At 45.3% G+C, this 20662-nt stretch carries 14 protein-coding genes and 2 pseudogenes; 6 read left to right on the top strand and 10 right to left on the bottom strand.

Features of this window, described 5'->3' with window-relative positions; all coding sequences use genetic code 11:
* Positions 1–146: 146 nt before the first annotated feature.
* From AB5Y67_RS21000 to AB5Y67_RS21015, 4 genes and pseudogenes are all read right to left on the bottom strand, one after another.
* Positions 147–1124, bottom strand: a complete 978-nt coding sequence (locus AB5Y67_RS21000; protein ID WP_368208070.1) for an IS5-like element IS5 family transposase — start codon at positions 1122–1124, stop codon at positions 147–149.
* A gap of 45 nt (positions 1125–1169) precedes the next feature.
* On the bottom strand, positions 1170–1388 hold the full coding sequence (locus AB5Y67_RS21005) for a dihydrodipicolinate synthase family protein (protein WP_235634715.1): 219 nt from the start codon (positions 1386–1388) through the stop codon (positions 1170–1172).
* A 95-nt stretch (positions 1389–1483) separates the two neighbouring features.
* Complete coding sequence (locus tag AB5Y67_RS21010) at positions 1484–2173, bottom strand: B3/4 domain-containing protein (protein ID WP_100652441.1); 690 nt, start codon at positions 2171–2173, stop codon at positions 1484–1486.
* A 435-nt stretch (positions 2174–2608) separates the two neighbouring features.
* Positions 2609–3326, bottom strand: a pseudogene (locus AB5Y67_RS21015) (transposase); the annotation flags it as partial.
* Positions 3327–3888: 562 nt separating this feature from the next.
* On the opposite strand from AB5Y67_RS21015, the gene AB5Y67_RS21020 reads away from it, so the two are divergent.
* The 3 genes from AB5Y67_RS21020 to AB5Y67_RS21030 all read left to right on the top strand — a co-directional run bounded on the left by AB5Y67_RS21020 (position 3889) and on the right by AB5Y67_RS21030 (position 8144).
* Positions 3889–5895, top strand: a complete 2007-nt coding sequence (locus AB5Y67_RS21020; RefSeq protein ID WP_325794198.1) for an EAL domain-containing protein — start codon at positions 3889–3891, stop codon at positions 5893–5895.
* 185 nt (positions 5896–6080) lie between these two features.
* A complete protein-coding gene (locus tag AB5Y67_RS21025) occupies positions 6081–7583 on the top strand; it encodes a diguanylate cyclase (protein ID WP_325794199.1) in 1503 nt (500 codons plus the stop codon).
* Between the two features lie 300 nt (positions 7584–7883).
* Positions 7884–8144, top strand: coding sequence for a hypothetical protein (locus tag AB5Y67_RS21030; protein WP_151285620.1), 261 nt, complete (start codon positions 7884–7886; stop codon positions 8142–8144).
* 571 nt (positions 8145–8715) lie between these two features.
* Here AB5Y67_RS21030 and AB5Y67_RS21035 read toward each other — a convergent pair.
* From AB5Y67_RS21035 to AB5Y67_RS21050, 4 genes are all read right to left on the bottom strand, one after another.
* Positions 8716–10146: a glycoside hydrolase family 32 protein gene (locus AB5Y67_RS21035; RefSeq protein ID WP_201952314.1), complete on the bottom strand. Its 1431-nt coding sequence runs from the start codon at positions 10144–10146 to the stop codon at positions 8716–8718.
* The gene (locus AB5Y67_RS21040) at positions 10143–11420 is read right to left on the bottom strand and encodes an MFS transporter (RefSeq protein ID WP_201952317.1); all 1278 of its coding nucleotides are present in this window, start codon (positions 11418–11420) and stop codon (positions 10143–10145) included. The genes AB5Y67_RS21035 and AB5Y67_RS21040 overlap by 4 nt, the downstream gene beginning before the upstream one ends.
* Before the next feature lie 54 nt (positions 11421–11474).
* Positions 11475–13601 (bottom strand): alpha-galactosidase, encoded by a 2127-nt coding sequence (locus AB5Y67_RS21045; RefSeq protein WP_201952320.1) that lies wholly within the window; start codon positions 13599–13601, stop codon positions 11475–11477.
* Between the two features lie 91 nt (positions 13602–13692).
* Positions 13693–14703 carry a substrate-binding domain-containing protein gene (locus AB5Y67_RS21050; RefSeq protein WP_201952323.1) on the bottom strand — a complete coding sequence of 337 codons (1011 nt, stop codon included), beginning with the start codon at positions 14701–14703 and terminating at the stop codon, positions 13693–13695.
* Between the two features lie 720 nt (positions 14704–15423).
* Between AB5Y67_RS21050 and AB5Y67_RS21055 the strand changes: the two genes are divergently transcribed.
* Positions 15424–16575 carry a Fic family protein gene (locus AB5Y67_RS21055; protein ID WP_325794201.1) on the top strand — a complete coding sequence of 384 codons (1152 nt, stop codon included), beginning with the start codon at positions 15424–15426 and terminating at the stop codon, positions 16573–16575.
* Between the two features lie 84 nt (positions 16576–16659).
* A pseudogene (locus AB5Y67_RS21060) lies at positions 16660–16803 on the top strand (IS481 family transposase); the annotation flags it as partial.
* A 229-nt stretch (positions 16804–17032) separates the two neighbouring features.
* Here the strand turns inward: AB5Y67_RS21060 and AB5Y67_RS21065 are convergent.
* Complete coding sequence (locus AB5Y67_RS21065; RefSeq protein WP_266134011.1) at positions 17033–17971, bottom strand: hypothetical protein; 939 nt, start codon at positions 17969–17971, stop codon at positions 17033–17035.
* Positions 17972–18578: 607 nt separating this feature from the next.
* The gene (locus AB5Y67_RS21070) at positions 18579–19253 is read right to left on the bottom strand and encodes a hypothetical protein (protein WP_325793932.1); all 675 of its coding nucleotides are present in this window, start codon (positions 19251–19253) and stop codon (positions 18579–18581) included.
* A gap of 430 nt (positions 19254–19683) precedes the next feature.
* Between AB5Y67_RS21070 and AB5Y67_RS21075 the strand changes: the two genes are divergently transcribed.
* Complete coding sequence (locus AB5Y67_RS21075) at positions 19684–20631, top strand: IS30-like element ISAs2 family transposase (RefSeq protein WP_019706001.1); 948 nt, start codon at positions 19684–19686, stop codon at positions 20629–20631.
* The last annotated feature ends 31 nt before the right edge of the window (positions 20632–20662 follow it).

Consider the following 20662-nt stretch of genomic DNA (forward strand, 5'->3'; position numbering starts at 1 on the left):
GGAAGGTGCGAATAAGCGGGGAAATTCTTCTCGGCTGACGCAGTCATTTCATTTCTTCATGTTTGAGCCGATTTTTTCTCCCGTAAATGCCTTGAATCAGCCTATTTAGACCGTTTCTTCGCCATTTAAGGCGTTATTCCCAGTTTTTAGTGAGATCTCTCCCACTGACGTATCATTTGGTCCGCCCGAAACAGGTTGGCCAGCGTGAATAACATCGCCAGTTGGTTATCGTTTTTCAGCAACCCCTTGTATCTGGCTTTCACGAAGCCGAACTGTCGCTTGATGATGCGAAATGGGTGCTCCACCTTGGCCCGGATGCTGGCTTTCATGTATTCGATGTTGATGGCCGTTTTGTTCTTGCGTGGATGCTGTTTCAAGGTTCTTACCTTGCCGGGGCGCTCGGCGATCAGCCAGTCCACATCCACCTCGGCCAGCTCCTTGCGCTGTGGCGCCCCTTGGTAGCCGGCATCGGCTGAGACAAATTGCTCCTCTCCATGCAGCAGATTACCCAGCGGATTGAGGTCATGCTCGTTGGCCGCGGTGGTGACTAGGCTGTGGGTCATGCCACTCTTGGCATCGACACCAATGTGGGCCTTCATGCCAAAGTGCCACTGATTGCCTTTCTTGGTCTGATGCATCTCCGGATCGCGTTGCTGCTCTTTGTTCTTGGTCGAGCTGGGTGCCTCAATGATGGCATCGACCAAGGTGCCTTGGGTCATCATGACGCCTGCTTCGGCCAGCCAGCGATTGATGGTCTTGAACAATTGGCGGGCCAGTTGATGCTGCTCCAGCAGGTGGCGGAAATTCATGATGGTGGTGCGGTCCGGCAAGGCGCTATCCAGGGATAACCGGGCAAACAGACGCATGGAGGCGATTTCGTACAGAGCATCTTCCATCGCGCCATCGCTCAGGTTGTACCAATGCTGCATGCAGTGAATGCGTAGCATGGTTTCCAGCGGATAAGGTCGCCGGCCATTACCAGCCTTGGGGTAAAACGGCTCGATGACTTCCACCATGTTTTGCCATGGTAGAATCTGCTCCATGCGGGACAAGAAAATCTCTTTTCTGGTCTGACGGCGCTTACTGCTGAATTCACTGTCGGCGAAGGTGAGCTGATGACTCATGATGAACCCTGTTCCATGGCTCCAGATGACAAACATGATCTCATATCAGGGACTTGTTCGCACCTTCCCATGATTGACAGCAAGTGACGCCGCTTTGGCCCTTTCCTCACGGCTTAGGTAGATATAGCTTCCTGTAGAACCCAGTGCGCCAATCGAGTCAACATTGGCTAGAGCTAATCGCTCTATCAGGTGGATATAGGCCCTTTCATCGATGCCGTGATGGTTGACGGGCGTCAGGGGAAAAGCACTTAGTCCTGAAAACATCTCTTGTGTTCCCTAGCCATGAAATTAATCAAAATTCAACCTTCTCTTTGGCAGAAGAAGGTTGAGATATAGAGAAACGCGATAAATAAACTTATTTATTCTTTATCTTCAACGTATGTAAATACAATTTGCGCTTCTGGCATCATTTTCTTGAGACCAGAAATAAGGTCATCACTAGCAGCCTGTAGGGCCTCACGCGGCATTTCTGGCAGACTTTCTAAAATGAACCACATCTTTTTTGCATGCTCATCCAGTCGAGTTCTTACACCTTGACGCCAATTCCATCTACGGCAGGTTACTCCTGCTTCATCTCTCCAAATGACTTCCCCTTTCTCTGGTGGTTCATTTGCTGGCTGGCCTGATTTGACTGTATCAAATGCTTCTGTACCTTCAGCAATTGTTAGGTGTGGTATCCCAACATATGCTTCGTAGTTTTCACCACCGACAGGAATTGCATATTTAATGCTGATGGCATTATAGAGATCAACGATAGGATCTGCACTTGTGATCCCACCATCCTTTAGGACTCTATTACGTAAAGCCTCGGCAGAGCATGGCGTTCTCTTCGGTTTTGCACCAAACGTCTTAAATACCTCTCCCCATGCAGCAAGGTGTGCTTCGGCCCAAGTAGGATTATCCTCATGCACACACTTATATGAGTCTAAAAGTGCCTGAGTCGCTACATCAGAATCAATTATTTCTGACGCCAAGACCGTAATACTTATAGCGCGAAATCCAGGGGCAATCTCAAATATCTTTGGACTAATCAAAGGTGCAACTGGCATGCAATGCCTCCATCTATCATATCTTCATCAATCCTCTCATATTATTCTCATCCTAGCATTACTAAAATCAATAAGATTTGAGTAAATCACTTCCAATTCATTGATTTTTTCTGTAATGAAATTTTGAATGCTCAATCTATTATCTACAGGATTGCAGAGAGGTTTACGTTTTTGAATAGTCAGTATATTGCATAAACTTATCCATAAGCTCAAATTATTAAAACTAAGCCATCATTAGCTAAACTGATTGCGCTTGGTGGTCAATTGGATAGCATGGACTGAAACGTGTATGGATACGGTATTCACCTGACAGTTGCCCACCAAAGGGAGTCGTCATACGACTTCACACCGGATAATAAAACCATACCCTTACCGTGTTATCTGGAATCAGCGCATGACCACCAATAAGAAAGTTGTGCGTCAGCTACAGCTCGCTGAGCACCAACGTCGATTGCTCTCCTTGGCGGCAACACGTCCCTTATGTGCCCGCAGGGTCAATGGTGCAGCCGGTATTCTTTCCAGCAGCAGTCCATGATCGCGTATGACGCGATATACCCGTTTGGCGTTTACCAGAGGCTGTCGTGTTGCCTCTGACTGACGCCGTAACAGCGCCCAGACTCGACGATAGCCATAGGAGTGAAGCTCAGCCATCGCCTCCATGATCCGGCCAAGTAAGGCAGCATCATCATGCAGGCGATGATGACGACCATCTTGCCAACCTGGTTTTCGATGAACACGAACGGATAGCTGAGCACGCGATACATTAAGGGCTTGGCTCACACCACTTAATCGTCGTCCCCCGGCAACAAGGGCGCATGCGCAATCCATTTTTTGCTCGGCCATACTCCACGGCTTCTTTGAGGATCTCGTTCTCCATGGTCTTCTTCCCGAGCAGACGCTGGAGCACTCGGACCTGCTTGATGGCAGCAGCCAACTCGGAGGCAGGAACAACATCCTCACCGGCGGTGATCGCCGTGAGCGACCATTCTTGGAATTGTTTGCGCCATTTGAAAAGCTGGTTGGCGTTGACGTCGTGCAAGCGAGCGACATGAGAGACGGTCATCCCAGGCTCAAAGGTCTGCTGCACGATAGCGATTTTCTCTTGCGGAGTCCGGCGTCGACGGCGCTCTGCCCCTGTTAATACTTCGACCATCTTCTCGTTGTGACTAGTACTGCACATAGTTTCAAGACTACCTCTTAAGTTAAGAGGGGCGAAGTGTCTGGATCTTTAAGGGGCCAATCTAGTAACCAAGACCTCAGTTTGAGGCTGGTCTCAGGTGATAAGTAGATCTGTACAGTCTGTAACCCCCCATTCATACAGTCGGCGTTCAGCATTTCCTATGTATACTTTCCGACCACTCATACTCAATTAAACACAAAAAAACAAGAGAGATGTACAGAATTGAAAAATAAAATGCATACAACGAATAACTCATCTTATATTAAGACTGTACTTCATACAGTCCTATTTATTATTATAATGTCCATGATTGGCATGACTTCAGGTTGAACTTATTATTATATTTCAACCAGACACAACAATGAAACAATAGTAGTTACCGTAAATATAGCCATGTCTATTAATGTCAGGGGTAAATGACTCATACACTGCATAATGGAAAGTCAAAAGTTATAACAACCCAATCTTGTTAAAAAGCCACATCGACTCTCACCTGATTAAATACATTATAAAACAATTCAATACAGAGGTTAAATTGTTTATTAAGAACAGTTTAAAAGAAAATAGAGATAAGCTTCAGCATGCTTTTAGCTCATATATATATGACATTTCAGCAATTGCACTACTTCTATTACCATTAACACTTACAAACTCATTGTGTGTTTTGCTTGGGCAGGGCTTTGCTCACGCAAATTATGCTACTATATCAGATCTACTAATTCAACTTTCACACACTTTAATTAATTTTTATCCTCTTGCACTTTGTGTGTTAACTAGTTACTATTTATCTCACAAAACATCTATAAATAGTGGTGCTTTTATTGTATACGCAATAATACTATTCTATAGTTTATCTCATGCAAACAACTTATACTCCCCTGTTTTTTACCTCCCAAATAACACTATATTGGCTTTAGCAAGCCCGATTTTAACCTTAATCTACTGCAAGAAGGTTACATTACGAGATCTTGTTCCACATTCACTCGATTTCCCCTTAGCCATCTCTTTGCATGTTGCTCGGTTTTCTTGTTTTGCAATTCTAGTACTTGGTCTATCTACACTTAGTAAGTATATATTTAATTTATCTGTTGAGAACTTCGGCGAATATAGACTTAATCCATTAACTTGGTCAGGCGGACTTCTATATCAGACCATATTAGGCTTGTTAGGTTCAATTGGTATTAATGGGCATAACTTCCTACTTCCAATAAAACAAATGCTTTATCAAGCTACAGAACATAACCTTGCTGATGCACATGCTGGAATAGTGCCTGTAAATATTGTTAGCCAAGGGTTCTACGATGCATTCCTCTCCATGGGGGGGTCTGGCAACAGCATTTGTTTACTATTCTGCATTCTATTATTTTCACAGAACCGTAATCATACAATGCTAGCTCTGGCAGCTTTGCCAATGGTTGTATTTAATATAAATGAAGTCTTATTGTTTGGGCTACCTATAATTTTCAACCCACTACTCATAATACCATTTATTTTTGTACCATTAATTAGTTTTGGCATTGCTTATTTTGCTATATCTATTGGCCTTGTAAACCCAATAATTACAACTATAGATTGGATGACACCACCATTGTTGAGTGGGTATATAGCGATGGGTAATAGTATCGATGGTTCGCTATTGCAATTATTTATAATAACAATTGGCATATATATATATAAACCATTTTATATTTCGTTTGCAGGCACGGGTATAAATGAACGGAATGATGGCTGTGATATCAAACGGATCACTCTTGGTCATCTGCTAGCAGAGATTAGGTCCTCCGCACGTAACAATCAAGAGCGAGCAAAAGCACAAATACGAGTTGAAGGTATGGTAAAAAAAGGAAAATTCTTAATGTACTACCAATGCCAAGAGTCCAGCTCAAACTCACCGTTAAGTGTAGAGGCTCTCATTCGTTATCTTGATGAGTCAGGAGAACTCTGTGGTCCGAGTTTTATATCTGATTTTCAACAATTAGATGCTATGCCAATGCTCGATTATATTGTTATTGACCTAGTATTAGCTGACATGCAGAAAATGCCATTAAATAGATTAGAACGTGTCGCGCTTAACATTTCCGCTTCCACATTTAGCCAACGTAATTTTGTTTGCTACTTAACATCTCGTATAGAATTTTTTGAGGTTGACCCGAATAAAATTGAGATTGAGATTACTGAAGAAACTTTACTTGATAACACGGTAGAATTATCTAATACCATTAAGAAGTTACAGTCGCTTGGGATTAATGTTGCCATGGATGATTTTGGGGCTGGATTCGCGTCTTTCCCACACTTAATGAAATACCCATTTGATAAAGTAAAGCTTGACCGTTCATTATTGAAAGATTGCTCTACATATAAAGGTCAGCAGTTATATAAACTACTAGTTCAGATAGGGAATCTGGCCAAATGCCAAGTGCTCGCAGAAGGAGTAGAAACCGAATGGGAGAAAGACTTTGTTATTTCTTGCGGAGTTAAAAGAATTCAGGGATATCAAATTTCCCGCCCAGAACCACTAGCAAAATTTTTGGATAGAATATAATGCCGCTATTTTTTTAAAAAATAACTTTTGTCTTTTTAAGATAAAAACATATCAAACACGTAGAAATAGTGGCGCACCTTATTCCAAGAATAATGGTATACAAAGCGCAGGAAATTTTATCGCTATCGTTAGCGGAATATCATTTATCTTTGTTCATCTAATTGAACGTAGGAGGGGTAAACAAAGTGAGAGCATCTCAATCTAGATTAAATTATTTATTCTTCAAAGCGTTGTCACTTATAATACTGCTAACTTTAATGCTGACTACTTACATGGCTATAGTTAATTACAAGCATGTTGTTAGATTGCACTTGGTTAATTACAATCACCTGTTAACCGTTCTTGAAAAATCGTATTTAAAAAAGATTTTCAATACCAACAAGATTCAACTGGAAGTTCTGTCTGCACATTTAGATCTAGATGCTTTAAGAAGTGGAGAATCTGCTATTAATCAATACTGGCCAATTGTACATCGTATTAAAATGCCAAATCAGCACGCTATCCATTATTACGATCTAAATTCAAATACAATTGAAAGTTATCCACTACAAACAACTATAGGTTACTTTAAGCCTCAGCATCGACCATGGGCTGACCTCCTTAATAAGAGTACTGATGAACCATCTTGGGTTGGTATATATGAAAAAGTAGATAACAGCTCAGTATTGATTTTTGGAAAGAAAGTTATTGATTCCACTGGTACAATACTTGGTTTATTATTAGTTGATGCCCCTTTAGAATCACTACATCAAACTCTTAGATATTCCCTCGGAGAGCTTAATGCATCTTTATATTTAGAACATAAACCATCACAGAACTTAATTTCAATTGTAAACCCTAACTTGCTAGATGCAAATACAACCTTATCACCAAAAAATTATTTTTCTTTAGCAAAGACTTGGAATGGCTCTTTAATTTTACATGAATTACCTGGGTCAGAATGGCAATTGGGGCTATATTTACCACCTAGTCATTTTACAGACATACTAAAATCAGAAATGAGTAAAGTACTTTTCCCAACAACAGCTATTGCGCTGTTGGCTGGGTTTGGAATCATGCTATTAATTCGTATATTCAAACATGAACAAACATTGATATCAGATAGAATTCAGCAGATTGACGGCAATGAAATTGAAAGAGTATCGAATGATAAAAAACTTTACTCTTGGTTTGTTGGAAAAAATCTAGATGAGATAGAGGCTCTTGAGAAAAAGTATCATATTCATCAAAAAGAACTTCGATTAGATCCTCTTACAGGTGTGTTCAATCGTAGAGCATTCAACCAAGACCTAGAAGCGATTGATATGTCTTCTTCAGATTATACACTCATACTTATAGATCTTGATGACTTTAAAAAAATAAACGACAACTATGGCCATCAACTTGGTGATCTAGTTTTATGCAGAGTAGTTGATACTTTAGTATCAGTTCTTGGTCTAGAAAATGTGTACAGAATTGGAGGTGATGAGTTTGCAGCAATCCTAATGGTTGATTCAGAGATAGTTCCTAAACTTTTAGATCGGCTTCAGAAGCAGGTATGTAAACTAAAATGGCGAGAAAAAAACTGTACCGTGACGCTTAGTATTGGTGTAACGAAAGGCCAACGTAATTACATAGAGGCAATATCACTTGCTGATGCAGCCCTATATCGTAGCAAGGAAAAAGGCCGTAATTGTTGGAGTTACTAATATAATCCCCCGGAAAACTGGGGGACATATAATAAAATATATCTCGTATCTTGAGATGCTGGAGGTTGTACACTAGAAAATCACGCTTTAGCGATTCTCGAGCCATAACCATCGTCAAAGGTGAGTCAGCTCACCAACCTAGGCTAGGGAGGGTGAGAACAAGTACCCTCCACAACAAAACTGAAAATTTTAGTCGATTTAATTCAAATGCTTACAAAGGCGTATTTTTGTACTTGGTGACTTATTCGCACCTTCCCTAGCTTATTACTTGCATTAGAACAATCACCACCTAACAAAGAGATGGTGAATATTGGCTTTGATATTAACCAGAGATTGCTGGATGGGTTAGAAAATAATGTATTTACTGCTTTAGCTGTCCAAAAACCATATAAAATAGGTTTTGTTGGTGTAGAAAATGCAATAGATAAGATTAATGGCAAGAATACGGATGCGTTCATAGACACTGGTCATATGATCATATCAAGATCAAATTTAAATGTGCAAGAAGTAAAAAAAGAATTGCTTTTAAACTATCCAAACCTTGACATCAAAGGTCACTAAAACTTATCTACCACATATATAAAAAGATAATATTCAATAGGCGATCACCCATTTTTTATTACTACTTTATTACTACCATTGATTTCCACGCGGGGTTAAATTAAAACAACTTTACCACATCACTAGATCGTGAACCTCTAACGATTTTTATTAACAGAAATTAATACTACCAGGCTGCATACATGACTCTCAAGAAGATAAAACCATACATAGAAAAATGTAAAATAACTAATAAAAAATGCTTGATAGATAAATGAAAAACATGCACCACAGTCAGTGGTGCAACCTATAAGACATAGTTGACCTGTACAGAACTATCATTCTGTCCTTGCTCCACGAGAATGAGATGATGGGCCATTGTTTACATTTTAGGTTTAAGGAATGAGCCATATCTATATGTTTAAAAACAGTCACTCTCTACGGCACAAATCAGTAACCCACTGCTGCACCTGAATATTTCTCTCGATTTTGATATAAATCTGCTCACGACATTTATATTTGGCTCATCAAACTAACTATTTCAGCATTATTGAACCAAATATACTGCCGCTTTTAGCAGCAGTACCATTTTTCAAGCCAACGTCCACAGAGAGCCGCCCATCAATACAGTTTCTCCATGCGCTGAATACAGCGACAACTGGCGCTTTCCTGGCTGCGGGTAAATACGACTGGACAAGGTCGCATCCCCATCGTTAACAAATACCTCCACAGACGAGAGATCCAGGAAAACACGAAGTGTCAGATGAACCCCATCAGGCAGAGCAATGCTGCGATAACCATCCAGTCCCTCATCCGGGTAATAACGCCAGAGTACCAACCGTCCAGCTTGGTTATCTACATAGAGCCGGAGCCCTTCCCCCAAACGGATTCCATAGTGTTCTGCTTGACTGTCGCCGGTATGCCAAGTCAGTTCAAGCTCTACAGCATTCGCATCTTCAGTGAGCAAATGTGTACCGCTAAGCTTCTCAAATAGTAGCGGCTGGCGGGCTTTACGAAGAGACTGAACTTCTTTGACAGGACGCTGGCACAAACGCCCATTGCGTTCATAAAGCTCTCTCGGTAGTGTCAAACAGCCCGCCCACGCTTCGCGCTTGGTAGGCATTGGGGACTCCCACATGTTCATCCAAGCCATTATGATTCGTCTGCCGTCATCAGCGACAAAAGATTGCGGAGCATAAAAATCATGCCCGTGGTCAAGTTCTTCGAATTCACCGGTTACGGCAAATGCAGTTCCAGGTTGCCAGTGACCAGGCAACACACCACTCTGAAAACGGTTGCGAAATCGGAATTTTTCCTCTTTCATCCCCTGTGGAGAGAACATTAGCCAGTGGTGGTCGCCACAGTGGAAGAAGTCCGGGCATTCCCACATATAGCTTGACCCAGAGGCCGAGTGCGCTAGTACCCGTTCCAGATGCCAGTCCCGCAGTGACGTACCGCGATATAGAAGTACCTGACCGGTATCAGAAGCATCTCGTGCGCCAATAACCATCCACCAAAATCCATTCTCCCGCCAGACCTTCGGATCACGAAAATGCATGATTCCTTCCGGTGGGGTCAGCACACATCCCTGTTTTTCAAAATTAATTCCGTCACGACTAGTAGCTAAACACTGCACCTCACGGATAAGACTGTCATCCCCTCGCTCTTCCAGACAGACATGGCCAGTGTAGACCAGCGACAACTCTCCATTATCGTCCACAGCACAACCAGAGAAACACCCATCTCTGTCATATTCTTCACTTGGAGCCAGTGCAATCTGTTCGTGTTGCCAGTGCAGCATATCTTTACTGGTGGCATGTCCCCAGTGCATAGATCCTTGATGCTCGCTTGCAGGGTGGTGCTGATAAAACGCATGATAGCGTCCACCAAAATATATAAGCCCGTTCGGGTCATTCATCCACCCGGCTGGAGGAGCCAAATGAAATGATGGATACCAAGTAACACCGCGATGACTAAGGAGTGAATCAAGTGCAGAGTGTGCAGTCGCAATACGTTGTTTCATACGCGGACCTCCTTAAGTTCTATTGTAGGTTCTGTTGAAGAAGTTACCGATTTGCGGGAATTACTCAGGGTGAATATAGATATGACGGTAACAGCCAAGACGATTCCACCCAGTACCAGATAGGTGCTCTGGAATCCAATACTGTCATACAGGTGACCTGCAAAGATTGAGAGGAATATCGCTGCCAATTGTTTTGAGAATTGAAAGCCGATCAGATAAATAGATGCTGATAGCCGGATATCAAAAACACCTGAGATATACTTGAACGCGCCGACCAATAGGAATGGCACTTCTAGAGCATGTAGCATTTTCAGGATAACTACTTCAGTTGCTGTAGTAGCAAAGGCCGACCCAGTGATGCGGATAGCCATAATCAGTCCAGCAACAATCAACGTGTTTTTAGCACCGATGCGGTTAATCACCCAAGGAGAACAGAACATAATGATGGCATTGCAAATCTCGCCAGCCGTAGTGGCAAAACCAAATGCTCTAATCCCCTCCTCTGGTGTATCAAAAAAGGATCGGAAGAATGTAGCAAACTGCTGGTCAAAAACGTCATAAACGCAGGCAACTCCAATCATGTAGAGCATAAACATCCACATCTGACGCATACGAAATAAACTAAATACCATTTTTCCGGAAATCACGGGGGAGTTCGCGCCCAACGCATTCATGACCATCGCCGTCTGACTGGTTCCTGGACGCGCCAACGCCAATAAAAGAACCAGCAATAACGCGCAGCCTGAACCCATCCAGAACACCAGGGATGGATCAATGTTGAAGAGTAGTCCTGCCGTGGTGGCACAGAGAGCCCATCCTAGACAACCGAACATCCTAGCCTTACCGTATTCAAACCCGCTGCTGCGGCTGACACGTTCAATATACGCCTCAATGGCACCGGCCCCAGCTGAAAAAACAAAGCCGATATATAATCCACCACTCAGAGCTCCAGCCCAGATGCTAAACCGCAAGAGCGGAGCAAACACGTACAGAAAGAAAGGGGCGAACAGTACCAGAAGCAGGCTAATGAGCCACATCAGATGTTTTTTTAGGCCAAGACGATCTGAGATAATCCCCAGCAGAGGCTGGAAACTAATTGCAAACAATGACAAGCATGAAAAAACAATTCCGGTATCTGTTTTACTTAATCCAACAACGTCAGACAACCAAACAGGTAGAAATGGAAAACAGGTTGCCATAATGAAAAAGTAGAGAAAAAAGAACAGGCCGAAAATCCAGAAATCCTTTTTCTTATGAGTACTAGGCGCATTCATTATTTTTATCCTCTCGGGATAGAATAGAAAGGGCCGAGACCGGCCCAGGTCTTATTATGCCAAACGCTCAAGAGCTATTAGCATGGCGCTTTCCGGATCCAGTATGGGAAGCTGAATACCAGCCAGTGCTAGCCATTCTCCGCAGACCTCGGTGTTCTGGCACATCCATTCTGGCAACCTACGCATGGTATGCCCCCCCTCACCAACCAGTTGAAGATCGGGATGATCAACAACGTGGAGGCGATAACGGGCCTGCGCTTCCAACCCCGGGATACGCAGGGTTCCCGGTAAGGTGTTATCAGGCATCGCGAGCTGACTCACGAGAAAAAGCGCCTGCGTTTGATCTGAGCTCACGACGCCTTGAACCTGAGTTGCAACGTCTGGCATATCAACCCGCCACAACGTGCCGGTGTGAATAAGCTGACGCCATTTTTTGTAGAGCGCAGCATATCGACAGTAACCAGCAGATTCGTCTTCACTTGCTGTCACCGGGTCCAGCTCTAGGCCCATATGCCCAAAAAGAGCCGTCAAGCCGCGAAAAGCAATGCTGTGTTGCCGGAAGGTGGCATGGCAACGATGGCTACCAATGTGTGCTCCCATAACCTCCGGAGGGAAGAAGTAACTCATCCCACGCTGTATGGTGCATCTCTCTAAGGCATCATTGTTATCAGAAGCCCAAAAACGATGTGTGCGAGCAAGCACCTCAAAGTCGATACGCCCGCCACCAGAAGCACAGGATTCAAACTCAACTCGAGGGAAACGTTTTCTCAAAAGCTCCAATAGCCGGTAAAACTGTCTGGTCTGTGAGTCCACCGCTGCACGACCTTCATGCCCCGCTTGGACAAGTTCACGGTTCATGTCCCACTTCACATAGTCAACAGGGTGTTCGCCCAGTAGCCATAAAAAACGTTCATAAATGTATGTAAAAGCTTCGGGAATATTCAGGTTGAGAACGTACTGGTGTCTTCCGGTTGGTTGTGTATAGCCCGGCATTGATAGCACCCAATCGGGATGCAGGCGAAAGAGGTCAGAGTCTGGATTGATCATTTCGGGTTCTAGCCAAATTCCAAACTCCATGCCAAGAGATTTCACATGATTAATCACTGGCATTAGCCCATCTGGATATTTCTGTTCATCTAGATACCAGTCACCTAGGGCTGCATGATCATCATTGCGCCCTTTGAACCAGCCATCGTCGATAATGAATCGCTCGACACCAAGTGCTGCTGCGCGCTCAGCCATCTGCGCGATGTAGTCAGGGTTGTGGTCAAAATAAATACCTTCCCAAGTGTTGAGGTGCACCAGACGAGGTTTCTGATCAGGGAAGTGAATGATTTCATCACGCAAAAAACGGTGATATTGCTGGCTCATGCCGTTGAGACCATCAGGGGAATGGCAGGCGTACAACCAAGGGGTATACAGGGTTTCATCCTGCTTAAGTGCTTTCTCTCCAGGCATCCATAAGGCTTCCGCCTGAAGGTAACGTCGCCCGTCAGTTTTGACCTCACATTTCATGCGATGGTTTCCGCTCCAGCCCAGATGTGCAGCCCACACCTCACCTTGCTGTTCAGAAAAGCCAGGAGTACCTGCAATCAGCGCTGGAAAATGCTCATGGGACGTTCTGCCCCGGCGGTTTTCTAAGACAAAACCATCATGTGTTAGTCGGACCCGGTGCGGTTGAAACTCGCGTGTCCAGCGTCCATGAAAGGCCATCACTTCTCCCGCTCGCTCAGCCACAGGTAAAGTGATCGCGAAACGATTAACCTGCCAATCCCCTTCACGGAGGTTCGTTAGGGCATGCCGCATTTTCAGTACGCCTGAAGATGTCAGTATCAACTCACTCACCATCCGTAGGCCCGCCACCGAATCCTCACTCGTCAGAGTGAGTACTTCTCCGATCTGCTCGACTCTGACGGTTCTGAACACTGGCGATGCATCGAGACCATTTCGGTGTCCCTCCAGCCCTGGAGAGCCAAAAAGTCCTAGTCCGTTCTCAGCCATTAAGGTCAACGGCGTGTCTATATCTAGACGACCATTCGCAACCGGTCTTTCGAGGCTAATACAGTCATCTGGATTAAAGTGTTGCAGAGCGGATCCCCACCAAACTATCTCGGCATAAGGGTGAGTTTTAATAATCAGGTTTGAGTGGGGGCTGCTCAGCCTGCGGTACGTCGGTTCCATAAGACATCTCCGTTTTCGAGTATGTCCTACTGTTGATCCGAAACGTTTCGGCCATCAACCAAAACGTTTCGGATGTGTGATCTGGTTAAAACTAAGACGAAGGGGGAAGGGCTGTTTTACCCGGATTAAAATCCGGCTGCCAGAGCACTTGCAGCGTTTCCGGAGAAACATCTGTGATGAGTTTACGTATCATGTCAGCAACCTGACGGCCGACACGCTCTCTTGTTGACTGAAGAACGGCTGCCACATCCAATTCTATGATACTGTCCTGTGGCAAACCGTCGTAGACAACTAGAGAGACTGCATGCTCTCCATATAGATGGTCAGAAAGCAACAGCGATATGGCTGCACCGTCACCACTCAAGTCGCTATCGGTAATAATGGCGGTAGGGGGAAGTGGAAGTGACATTAGCTCGTTCACAGCTTGGTAACCAGCGCGTCGTGTAGGGGTAATTAAACGTAGCCAAGTCTCAGGCAAGCTATGTAGACTTAGGGCATCTCGCCAACCTTGGCGTCGAGCCATGACATAGGCCCGGGAACTATCCTCACTAAGTAATGCAATTCGCTGATGCCCAAGTGCAATGAGATGCTGCGTGGCATGCCACGTGCCCGCATGGTTATCAAAGTCAAACCAAGCACAGGGAAGACCGGACAACACTTTTCCGAGAGCCAGAAACGGTATGCCAGCCTCAAGAAGGTGTATCAGGCGCGGATCGTTGTCCAACGTGTGAGCCACAATCAGAGCATCAACCCGGCGGCTTTTGACCAAACGCATATAGCTGTGACTGTCAGCCCCCTCATCATCAGCTATCAGCAGTAAGTCGATATCATGCTTGGCCAGTTCACGGCTTATACAACTGACCATATCCATGAACACACTGCTGTTAAATGGTACGGCATGTTCAGGAAACACAAAGCCAACCGCATCAATTTTCCCAGTTTTAAGTCGTCTTGCTTGGGTGTTTGGACGGTAACCCCGACGTTGTGCCTCCATCTCCACACGCATACGGGTCTCTGCCGAGACATCAGAAAACCCACCAAGCGCTCGGCTGACAGTGGTGACAGAAATTCCGAGTTCGGCAGCAATAGCCTTAAGTGACATATCTTCTCCTGCTGTTAACTAATCGCTCTTGGCTGTGTTCTCAGATGTTCGTTCTTGTCACGCCATAGTTTCCGTGGGTAGTGAAGACAGAAAGCTAGCTTGGTAAAGGCTGGAAAAACTCTCACCTATAATTCATATCTAATTGAAAATCCGAGAAACTTCATTAGCAATTCGAGATACCACTCTACCATATTGCACCGATGTTAGCGGAGTTTACCGGTATCAGTGGAGGTATCCCTGAATCGCCCCCAGTACTTTAAAAACCTCACAGCCTTGAATGAGGCAACTATTGGTGATGTATGATCTGCCAGCCTTATCCGGAAACAATCAGAATCGAAGCGATTAAACAAGTCATAGAGTACGTGTGGTCGGTGACTACCGTTGCACGATAAACCGGGGTATCCAACCACAGCCTGCATGCATGCATGGATCAAGCAGTAGGCTGTCCCTGCTGAATAACTGCACGAAGAGTAAGTCTTTACAAGCCGAGATCCGATGCCATAAACCAGTCACCGCAGAGGTAACTGTTTTACGGAATTGGTCAAGCAATCCTGGCCTATCAATAGTGTTCCCAGCCAGTTGTCAATCAGCGCTGTGAGTTGTGGAATGAGCCGAATGAGGGCTATTATCGGTTCATACCGTGAGCCGAATAAGGTGTCAATTCGGCTCATTTGTGGCATTGCACTGCTTGCCCGCGACGCAGAATTAACGAGATTATCGATGACAGTAGACTGGATCTGGCAACATGAGGACTGGCCACATTTTTGCTGGCAAGAGAGGCTATTACTTCCACGACTACGTCTGGCACACCGCAATCTGGGACTACTCCAGGGCCTTCATTTGTCAGCTCACAGCACAACACTGGCGCATCAGACACATGCCCTAGATACGCTGCTGGCCAATATCGTCGCGTCCTCGGCCATCGAGAATCAGCAACTGAACGCGCAGTCGTTACGTGCATCTCTGGCATGTCGCCTCGGGATAGTGGAGCAGTCACCCTACCCTACCTCAGTTAGATCCGAGGGACTGGCCGCGATGATTGTGGATGCAATTAGCAGTGATGAGCAATTGACGCTTGAACGCATGCTGCAATGGCATCGCTGGCTTTTTCCCGCAGATGACCGGAGATCGCATCAGATACGTGTTGGCCAGCTGCGTGGTGATGAGCCGATGCAGGTTATATCCGGTGCGCGAGATCGACTGATCGTGCATTTCGAGGCCCCACCACGTGAGGGACTAGGGCAGGCATTAGCCACTTTCATCGACTGGTTCAGAACTAGTCTCGATGATCCCTGCCTAGACCCATTACTGCGAGCCGCCATCTGTCATCTTTGGTTTGTCACGTTACATCCGTTTGATGACGGTAACGGACGGATTACCCGAGCCCTCACCGATCTAGCACTCTCTCAGGCCGACAACCAGAGCATCAGTATGTATGCCATGTCGACAGTGATTTTTGAGCGTCGAGCTGCTTACTATCGCGCTCTGGAGCAGACCCAGAGAGGTGGTCTGGATATCACCCCTTGGCTGGATTGGTTTTTGGACACACTCACCGTCACGCTAGAACAGGCCCAACAATCATGCACCCATGCGCTTGCTCGAAACCGCTTCTGGCTGCTACACGCTAGTGACCAATTGTGCTCTGAACAGGTGATGATACTGAATCATTTGCTCGACGGTTACACACAGGACGGCCTTCCGTACATTAGTGCCAGCCAGTATCAAAAAATTGCTCATGTGAGCAAATCTACAGCCACGCGCCACCTTACTGATCTACTGGAAAAAAACTGCCTAGAAAAAGAACCTGGTGGAGGCGGTAGAAATACCCGTTATAGGCTCAAATTGACATGTATGGAAATAGTATTCACCTGACAGTTGCCCACAAAAGGGAGTGGTCATACGGCTTCAAACCGGATAACAAAACGGTACCCCTACCGTGTTATCCGGAGTCACCGTATGACCACCAACGAGAAAGTAGCACGTCATAAACTCAGCCTGCTAGAGCTCGCCAAAGAGCTCAATAACGTCAGAAAAGCCTGCAAGCTCATCGGCTACAGCCGCCAACAGTTCAACGAAATCAGCTGCAATCATCAGACCTACGCAACCAATTGTTAGCTAGATTGGGTACTTGGTTGCACGATTAGTCCCTCCCAGGCGAGCTCATTGGAGGATGTGCTGGAGCGGGCTAGTAATCAGGTAGGGTGATAGATGCAGCATGGTGAAAGGGTCTGAAATTGATACCAAAGGAATGGCGCACGAAAGTAGCGTAAACAAGACACCGGTTTGAGGCCGGTGTCAGGTGATAACTAGATCTGTACAAAAAAATTTGTTAACCGTTTTGTAACGACAATTTCAACTTTACTGTAGAAGTAAGCAAATTACAGTGCATTTTCATCCACTCGATAAGTTCATTTTTAGTCAAACAAACGATATTTTCTATACTTCCACCTTGATAAGAATCTGGATTTGTTGAGAATAAAAAAACCTTGTTATTTCCACGCAGATACTCTTCATAATCAGCAGGGTTAAGCGTAGATGGCCACCTTCCCGACTTCACTTGAACTAAGCCTGTTTCTCCATCACTATTTGTCATGGAAAACTCGAAGTGAGGTTTTGAGCGAAAGCAAGTAGATTTTATCAAAATCCAACCTTCCGTCTGAAGTTTTGAGGCAACAATGTCCTCGACATCATCAGGAGATAGCAATCCAAACAATGAATCTTGATCTATTGTATCCAAAACACTACGAATTGCCGCTATATCAATGCTTGGAAGGCGAGATAAGTCATTACATAGATGAGTTAATAGATATCGATTAAGTCTTACCTCCGCTTCGGATAGGTTAATTCTTTGAACCATTCTCCGAGCAATAGTTCCCCTTTGTACTGATCCACAAACTAAATCATCAGGGACCTCGATCCATTTTGCCTCGATAGCGTGACCTAGATCGTAATGATAAAAATCCTCACATATTTCCCTTGCAATGTATTTTTTATCCCCGGCAATGCAAAGATAGTAGTGACCGTTTCTTTGCATCCAAAGGTGATCTCCAGGTTTAATTTCATCAAACAGTATTTGAATTGGTCTAGGGATATCCGTGATATTCCACGTATCTTTTATTAACAGTTGTGCTTCATCAAAGTTCTTAGGCTGCTCATTTTCGTAACCATGAGACCATCCTATTCCGACCATGCCAAGCTCTTTGCACTTAATAAAAGGATCATACCCTTCATCGCTTTCAGGTTTGATGCTGAACTTCCACGTCTGCATTAGGCCTCCTTTTGCAGATAAATCTGTCAACAAATCCATATTTCAATTTACTGCTAAGCACAAAAACGTAGCGATAGAGTCGTTTAGCTCACCCAAGAGTGTCGTAGCTAAGTTTCATAGAGACTTAAGCGTCAGATGAATCATATCAAACACCTATCTTAGGCAGAAGTCTTGAACTTTAATTAAGGTGGTTGTGAGTACAGGTCAGCTCGACGTCTAGGATGGGGAGTAATTCGGGAGGACGCGATTATCCCATCTGCTGTGCCAGTCGGCAGGTCATCGATTTGAAACTGTGAGCGACCAACAGATTACGCATATGAGTCAACTATGAGTCCTTGGCACGCAAGGAAATTCGCGCCTCTGCGGGGCCTCCTACGTATTTTGATGCATGGGGAAGCAAGGGATGTGATTCCCGGTCGGGATTGACTCGCGCATCCTTGGCGCTCACCGAGCGCGCCGCATGCATGGAGACGTGATTAGATCACAGACGGTCGGCCTGTTCGAATTTCCTTAACAAAGTGCGAGCCCGCCCTTTTCATGGCCGGTGCCTGATGACAAAATTAGCTACACATAATTATTAACTCGTTGCAGTAAACCAAAAAATAAATTACGAATTTTCCCAAAATCTGTTTTGAAGGGAGGGGATCTCCATTTGAAGATCATCTTTAAAAATAAACGTCTCCTCACCATTATCATCAAAATCTATTTGACTTCCATATGAACGCAGCCACAGCTTTCTATTATCAGCTGACAGTGCATAGCCCATTTTCCTCTCATTACCCCTTAATCGATCCGGATACGCCCATCCTTTCCGCTCAAGCTTAGTAATGGTTACAATTATATGCGCCAATAGGGGTTGCTCTGGTGATACATACTCATGAAACCACGGCCAGAAATCTTTGTCACCATCCGATGCACGCCACCCCTTAATTTCATTGACAGTATCTAAATCTGCATATGGATGAGAGTGAAATGTGCCAACCAGCTCTATATTAGGCCAGTATTTCGTAAAAAACTCCTTTTTTGTTATTATCGAATTAAGATCTGGCCGTACCCAGTCTTGATGCCTTAATGCAGATGTTTCAACAGTAGCCATTGTAGATACAATTCGAGCGGGATTTTCACCTTTCTGAGGAATTGAATACCCCCACAAAAGGCCAAATGTTTCAAGGTTAATAGCCCCCTTTCCTTTTAGGTGCGCTCTGTGCTCAAACTCGTAAGCCTCAATTGCAGTAGTGAAAAGCTGAGGTACAACATGATCTTCAACAACAATATATTTCATACTTATATCCTGCAATGTATCCCCAATATCTGTTACATACAGATATTCAAGCGGCATTATTATCATTAATTCAGAATTTTGAATGTTAACCAGATCACGATTCCAGCCAAGTTGATATGAATGACACTAATATCTAACAAATAGACTGGATAAGCGTACAAAACACCGGCTTAAGACCGGTGTTTTTGATAGTAACAGCAATACCAATAGCGATCTATTTTAGTAACGGCTCAAAATTTTAGTAACCCACTCTCTAATATCATTTGACAGACGCGCTTTTTTAACAGTTCTTTTGGAACGCCCCGCCCCTGGTCCATCACGATAGCGGGAATTCAGATAATAAGTGCGACACTCATGGATGAATGGCGAGAGGTGGCCAACTGCTGATTGGTGGTACCCTTCTGCTCGCCAAAGTAAAAGCAGTATCACCATGAGCTATCAGCAGTTGACCGAGGGGCAACGATACCAGTTATCGGTGCTTCGCGCACAGGGGATGTCCATCCTTGCCACCGCACGCGCCATTGGCGTTCATCGCTCCACCCTCTACCGGGAGCTGCGTCGTAACGCCGGGCCGCAGGGCTACCAGCCAGACAATGCGCATCAGCACGCCACCCACCGACGGGCCAGTGCGGCCAAATCTCGGCTATCTGCCGATGTCATCCAGTTTGTCGAGCTGACACTCGCCTGGTGGTGGAGCCCGGAGCAGATAAGCGCGGTGGGCAAGCAGATAGGCCTCATGGTGAGTCACGAGTGGATATACCGCCATGTGGCCGCCGACAAAGCCCGGGGTGGCCAGTTGTACCGCCATCTGCGCCAGGGCCACAAGCGCTACCGCAAGGGGGCGAGCAGCCTGCGTTCTCCCATCAAGGAAGCCCGCTCTATTGATGAACGGCCGGCTATCGTCGATAGCCGGGAGCGGCTCGGTGATTGGGAGGCGGACACGGTGCTGGGCAAGCAAGGCACAGGTGCACTGGTCACCCTGGTGGAGCGCAAGAGCCGGCTCTATCTGGTCAAGCGGGTCGCGAGCAAACAGGCTGGGGTGGTGCGGGATGCGATAATCGAGATGTTAACTCCCTACATCGAGCAGGTGCATACCATCACCTTTGACAACGGCGGCGAGTTTGCCGAACACAAGGCGATAGAGGAAGCGCTGGGTGCCGAGACTTACTTTGCGCACCCTTACTCTTCGTGGGAGCGCGGTCTGAACGAGAACAGCAATGGGCTGTTGAGGCAGTTTATCCCAAAGGGAACAGACCTGAGAGAGGTCACGGACGAGGATGTCAGGAGAGCGGAGCAGTGGCTCAACCTACGACCTCGGAAATGTCTCGGATTCAGGCAGCCTGTCAAGGTATTCGAAGAGTACCGTCAGGCGGCATAGGCGAGTGTCGCACTTCGAAGTTGAATTCGCG

It is taken from the genome of Aeromonas sp. s12 (genome assembly GCF_040907925.1).
In the GTDB taxonomy this organism is placed as follows: domain Bacteria; phylum Pseudomonadota; class Gammaproteobacteria; order Enterobacterales; family Aeromonadaceae; genus Aeromonas; species Aeromonas veronii.

Bases quoted from the DNA above. Each gene is read 5' to 3' on its own strand.
- AB5Y67_RS21065 (WP_266134011.1), bottom strand. From the start codon at position 17,971: ATGCAGACGTGGAAGTTCAGCATCAAACCTGAAAGCGATGAAGGGTAT.
- AB5Y67_RS21010 (WP_100652441.1), bottom strand. From the start codon at position 2,173: ATGCCAGTTGCACCTTTGATTAGTCCAAAGATATTTGAGATTGCCCCT.
- AB5Y67_RS21005 (WP_235634715.1), bottom strand. From the start codon at position 1,388: ATGTTTTCAGGACTAAGTGCTTTTCCCCTGACGCCCGTCAACCATCAC.
- AB5Y67_RS21035 (WP_201952314.1), bottom strand. From the start codon at position 10,146: ATGAAACAACGTATTGCGACTGCACACTCTGCACTTGATTCACTCCTT.
- AB5Y67_RS21070 (WP_325793932.1), bottom strand. From the start codon at position 19,253: ATGAAATATATTGTTGTTGAAGATCATGTTGTACCTCAGCTTTTCACT.
- AB5Y67_RS21045 (WP_201952320.1), bottom strand. From the start codon at position 13,601: ATGGAACCGACGTACCGCAGGCTGAGCAGCCCCCACTCAAACCTGATT.
- AB5Y67_RS21030 (WP_151285620.1), top strand. From the start codon at position 7,884: ATGGTGAATATTGGCTTTGATATTAACCAGAGATTGCTGGATGGGTTA.
- AB5Y67_RS21040 (WP_201952317.1), bottom strand. From the start codon at position 11,420: ATGAATGCGCCTAGTACTCATAAGAAAAAGGATTTCTGGATTTTCGGC.
- AB5Y67_RS21000 (WP_368208070.1), bottom strand. From the start codon at position 1,124: ATGAGTCATCAGCTCACCTTCGCCGACAGTGAATTCAGCAGTAAGCGC.
- AB5Y67_RS21075 (WP_019706001.1), top strand. From the start codon at position 19,684: ATGAGCTATCAGCAGTTGACCGAGGGGCAACGATACCAGTTATCGGTG.
- AB5Y67_RS21050 (WP_201952323.1), bottom strand. From the start codon at position 14,703: ATGTCACTTAAGGCTATTGCTGCCGAACTCGGAATTTCTGTCACCACT.
- AB5Y67_RS21055 (WP_325794201.1), top strand. From the start codon at position 15,424: ATGACAGTAGACTGGATCTGGCAACATGAGGACTGGCCACATTTTTGC.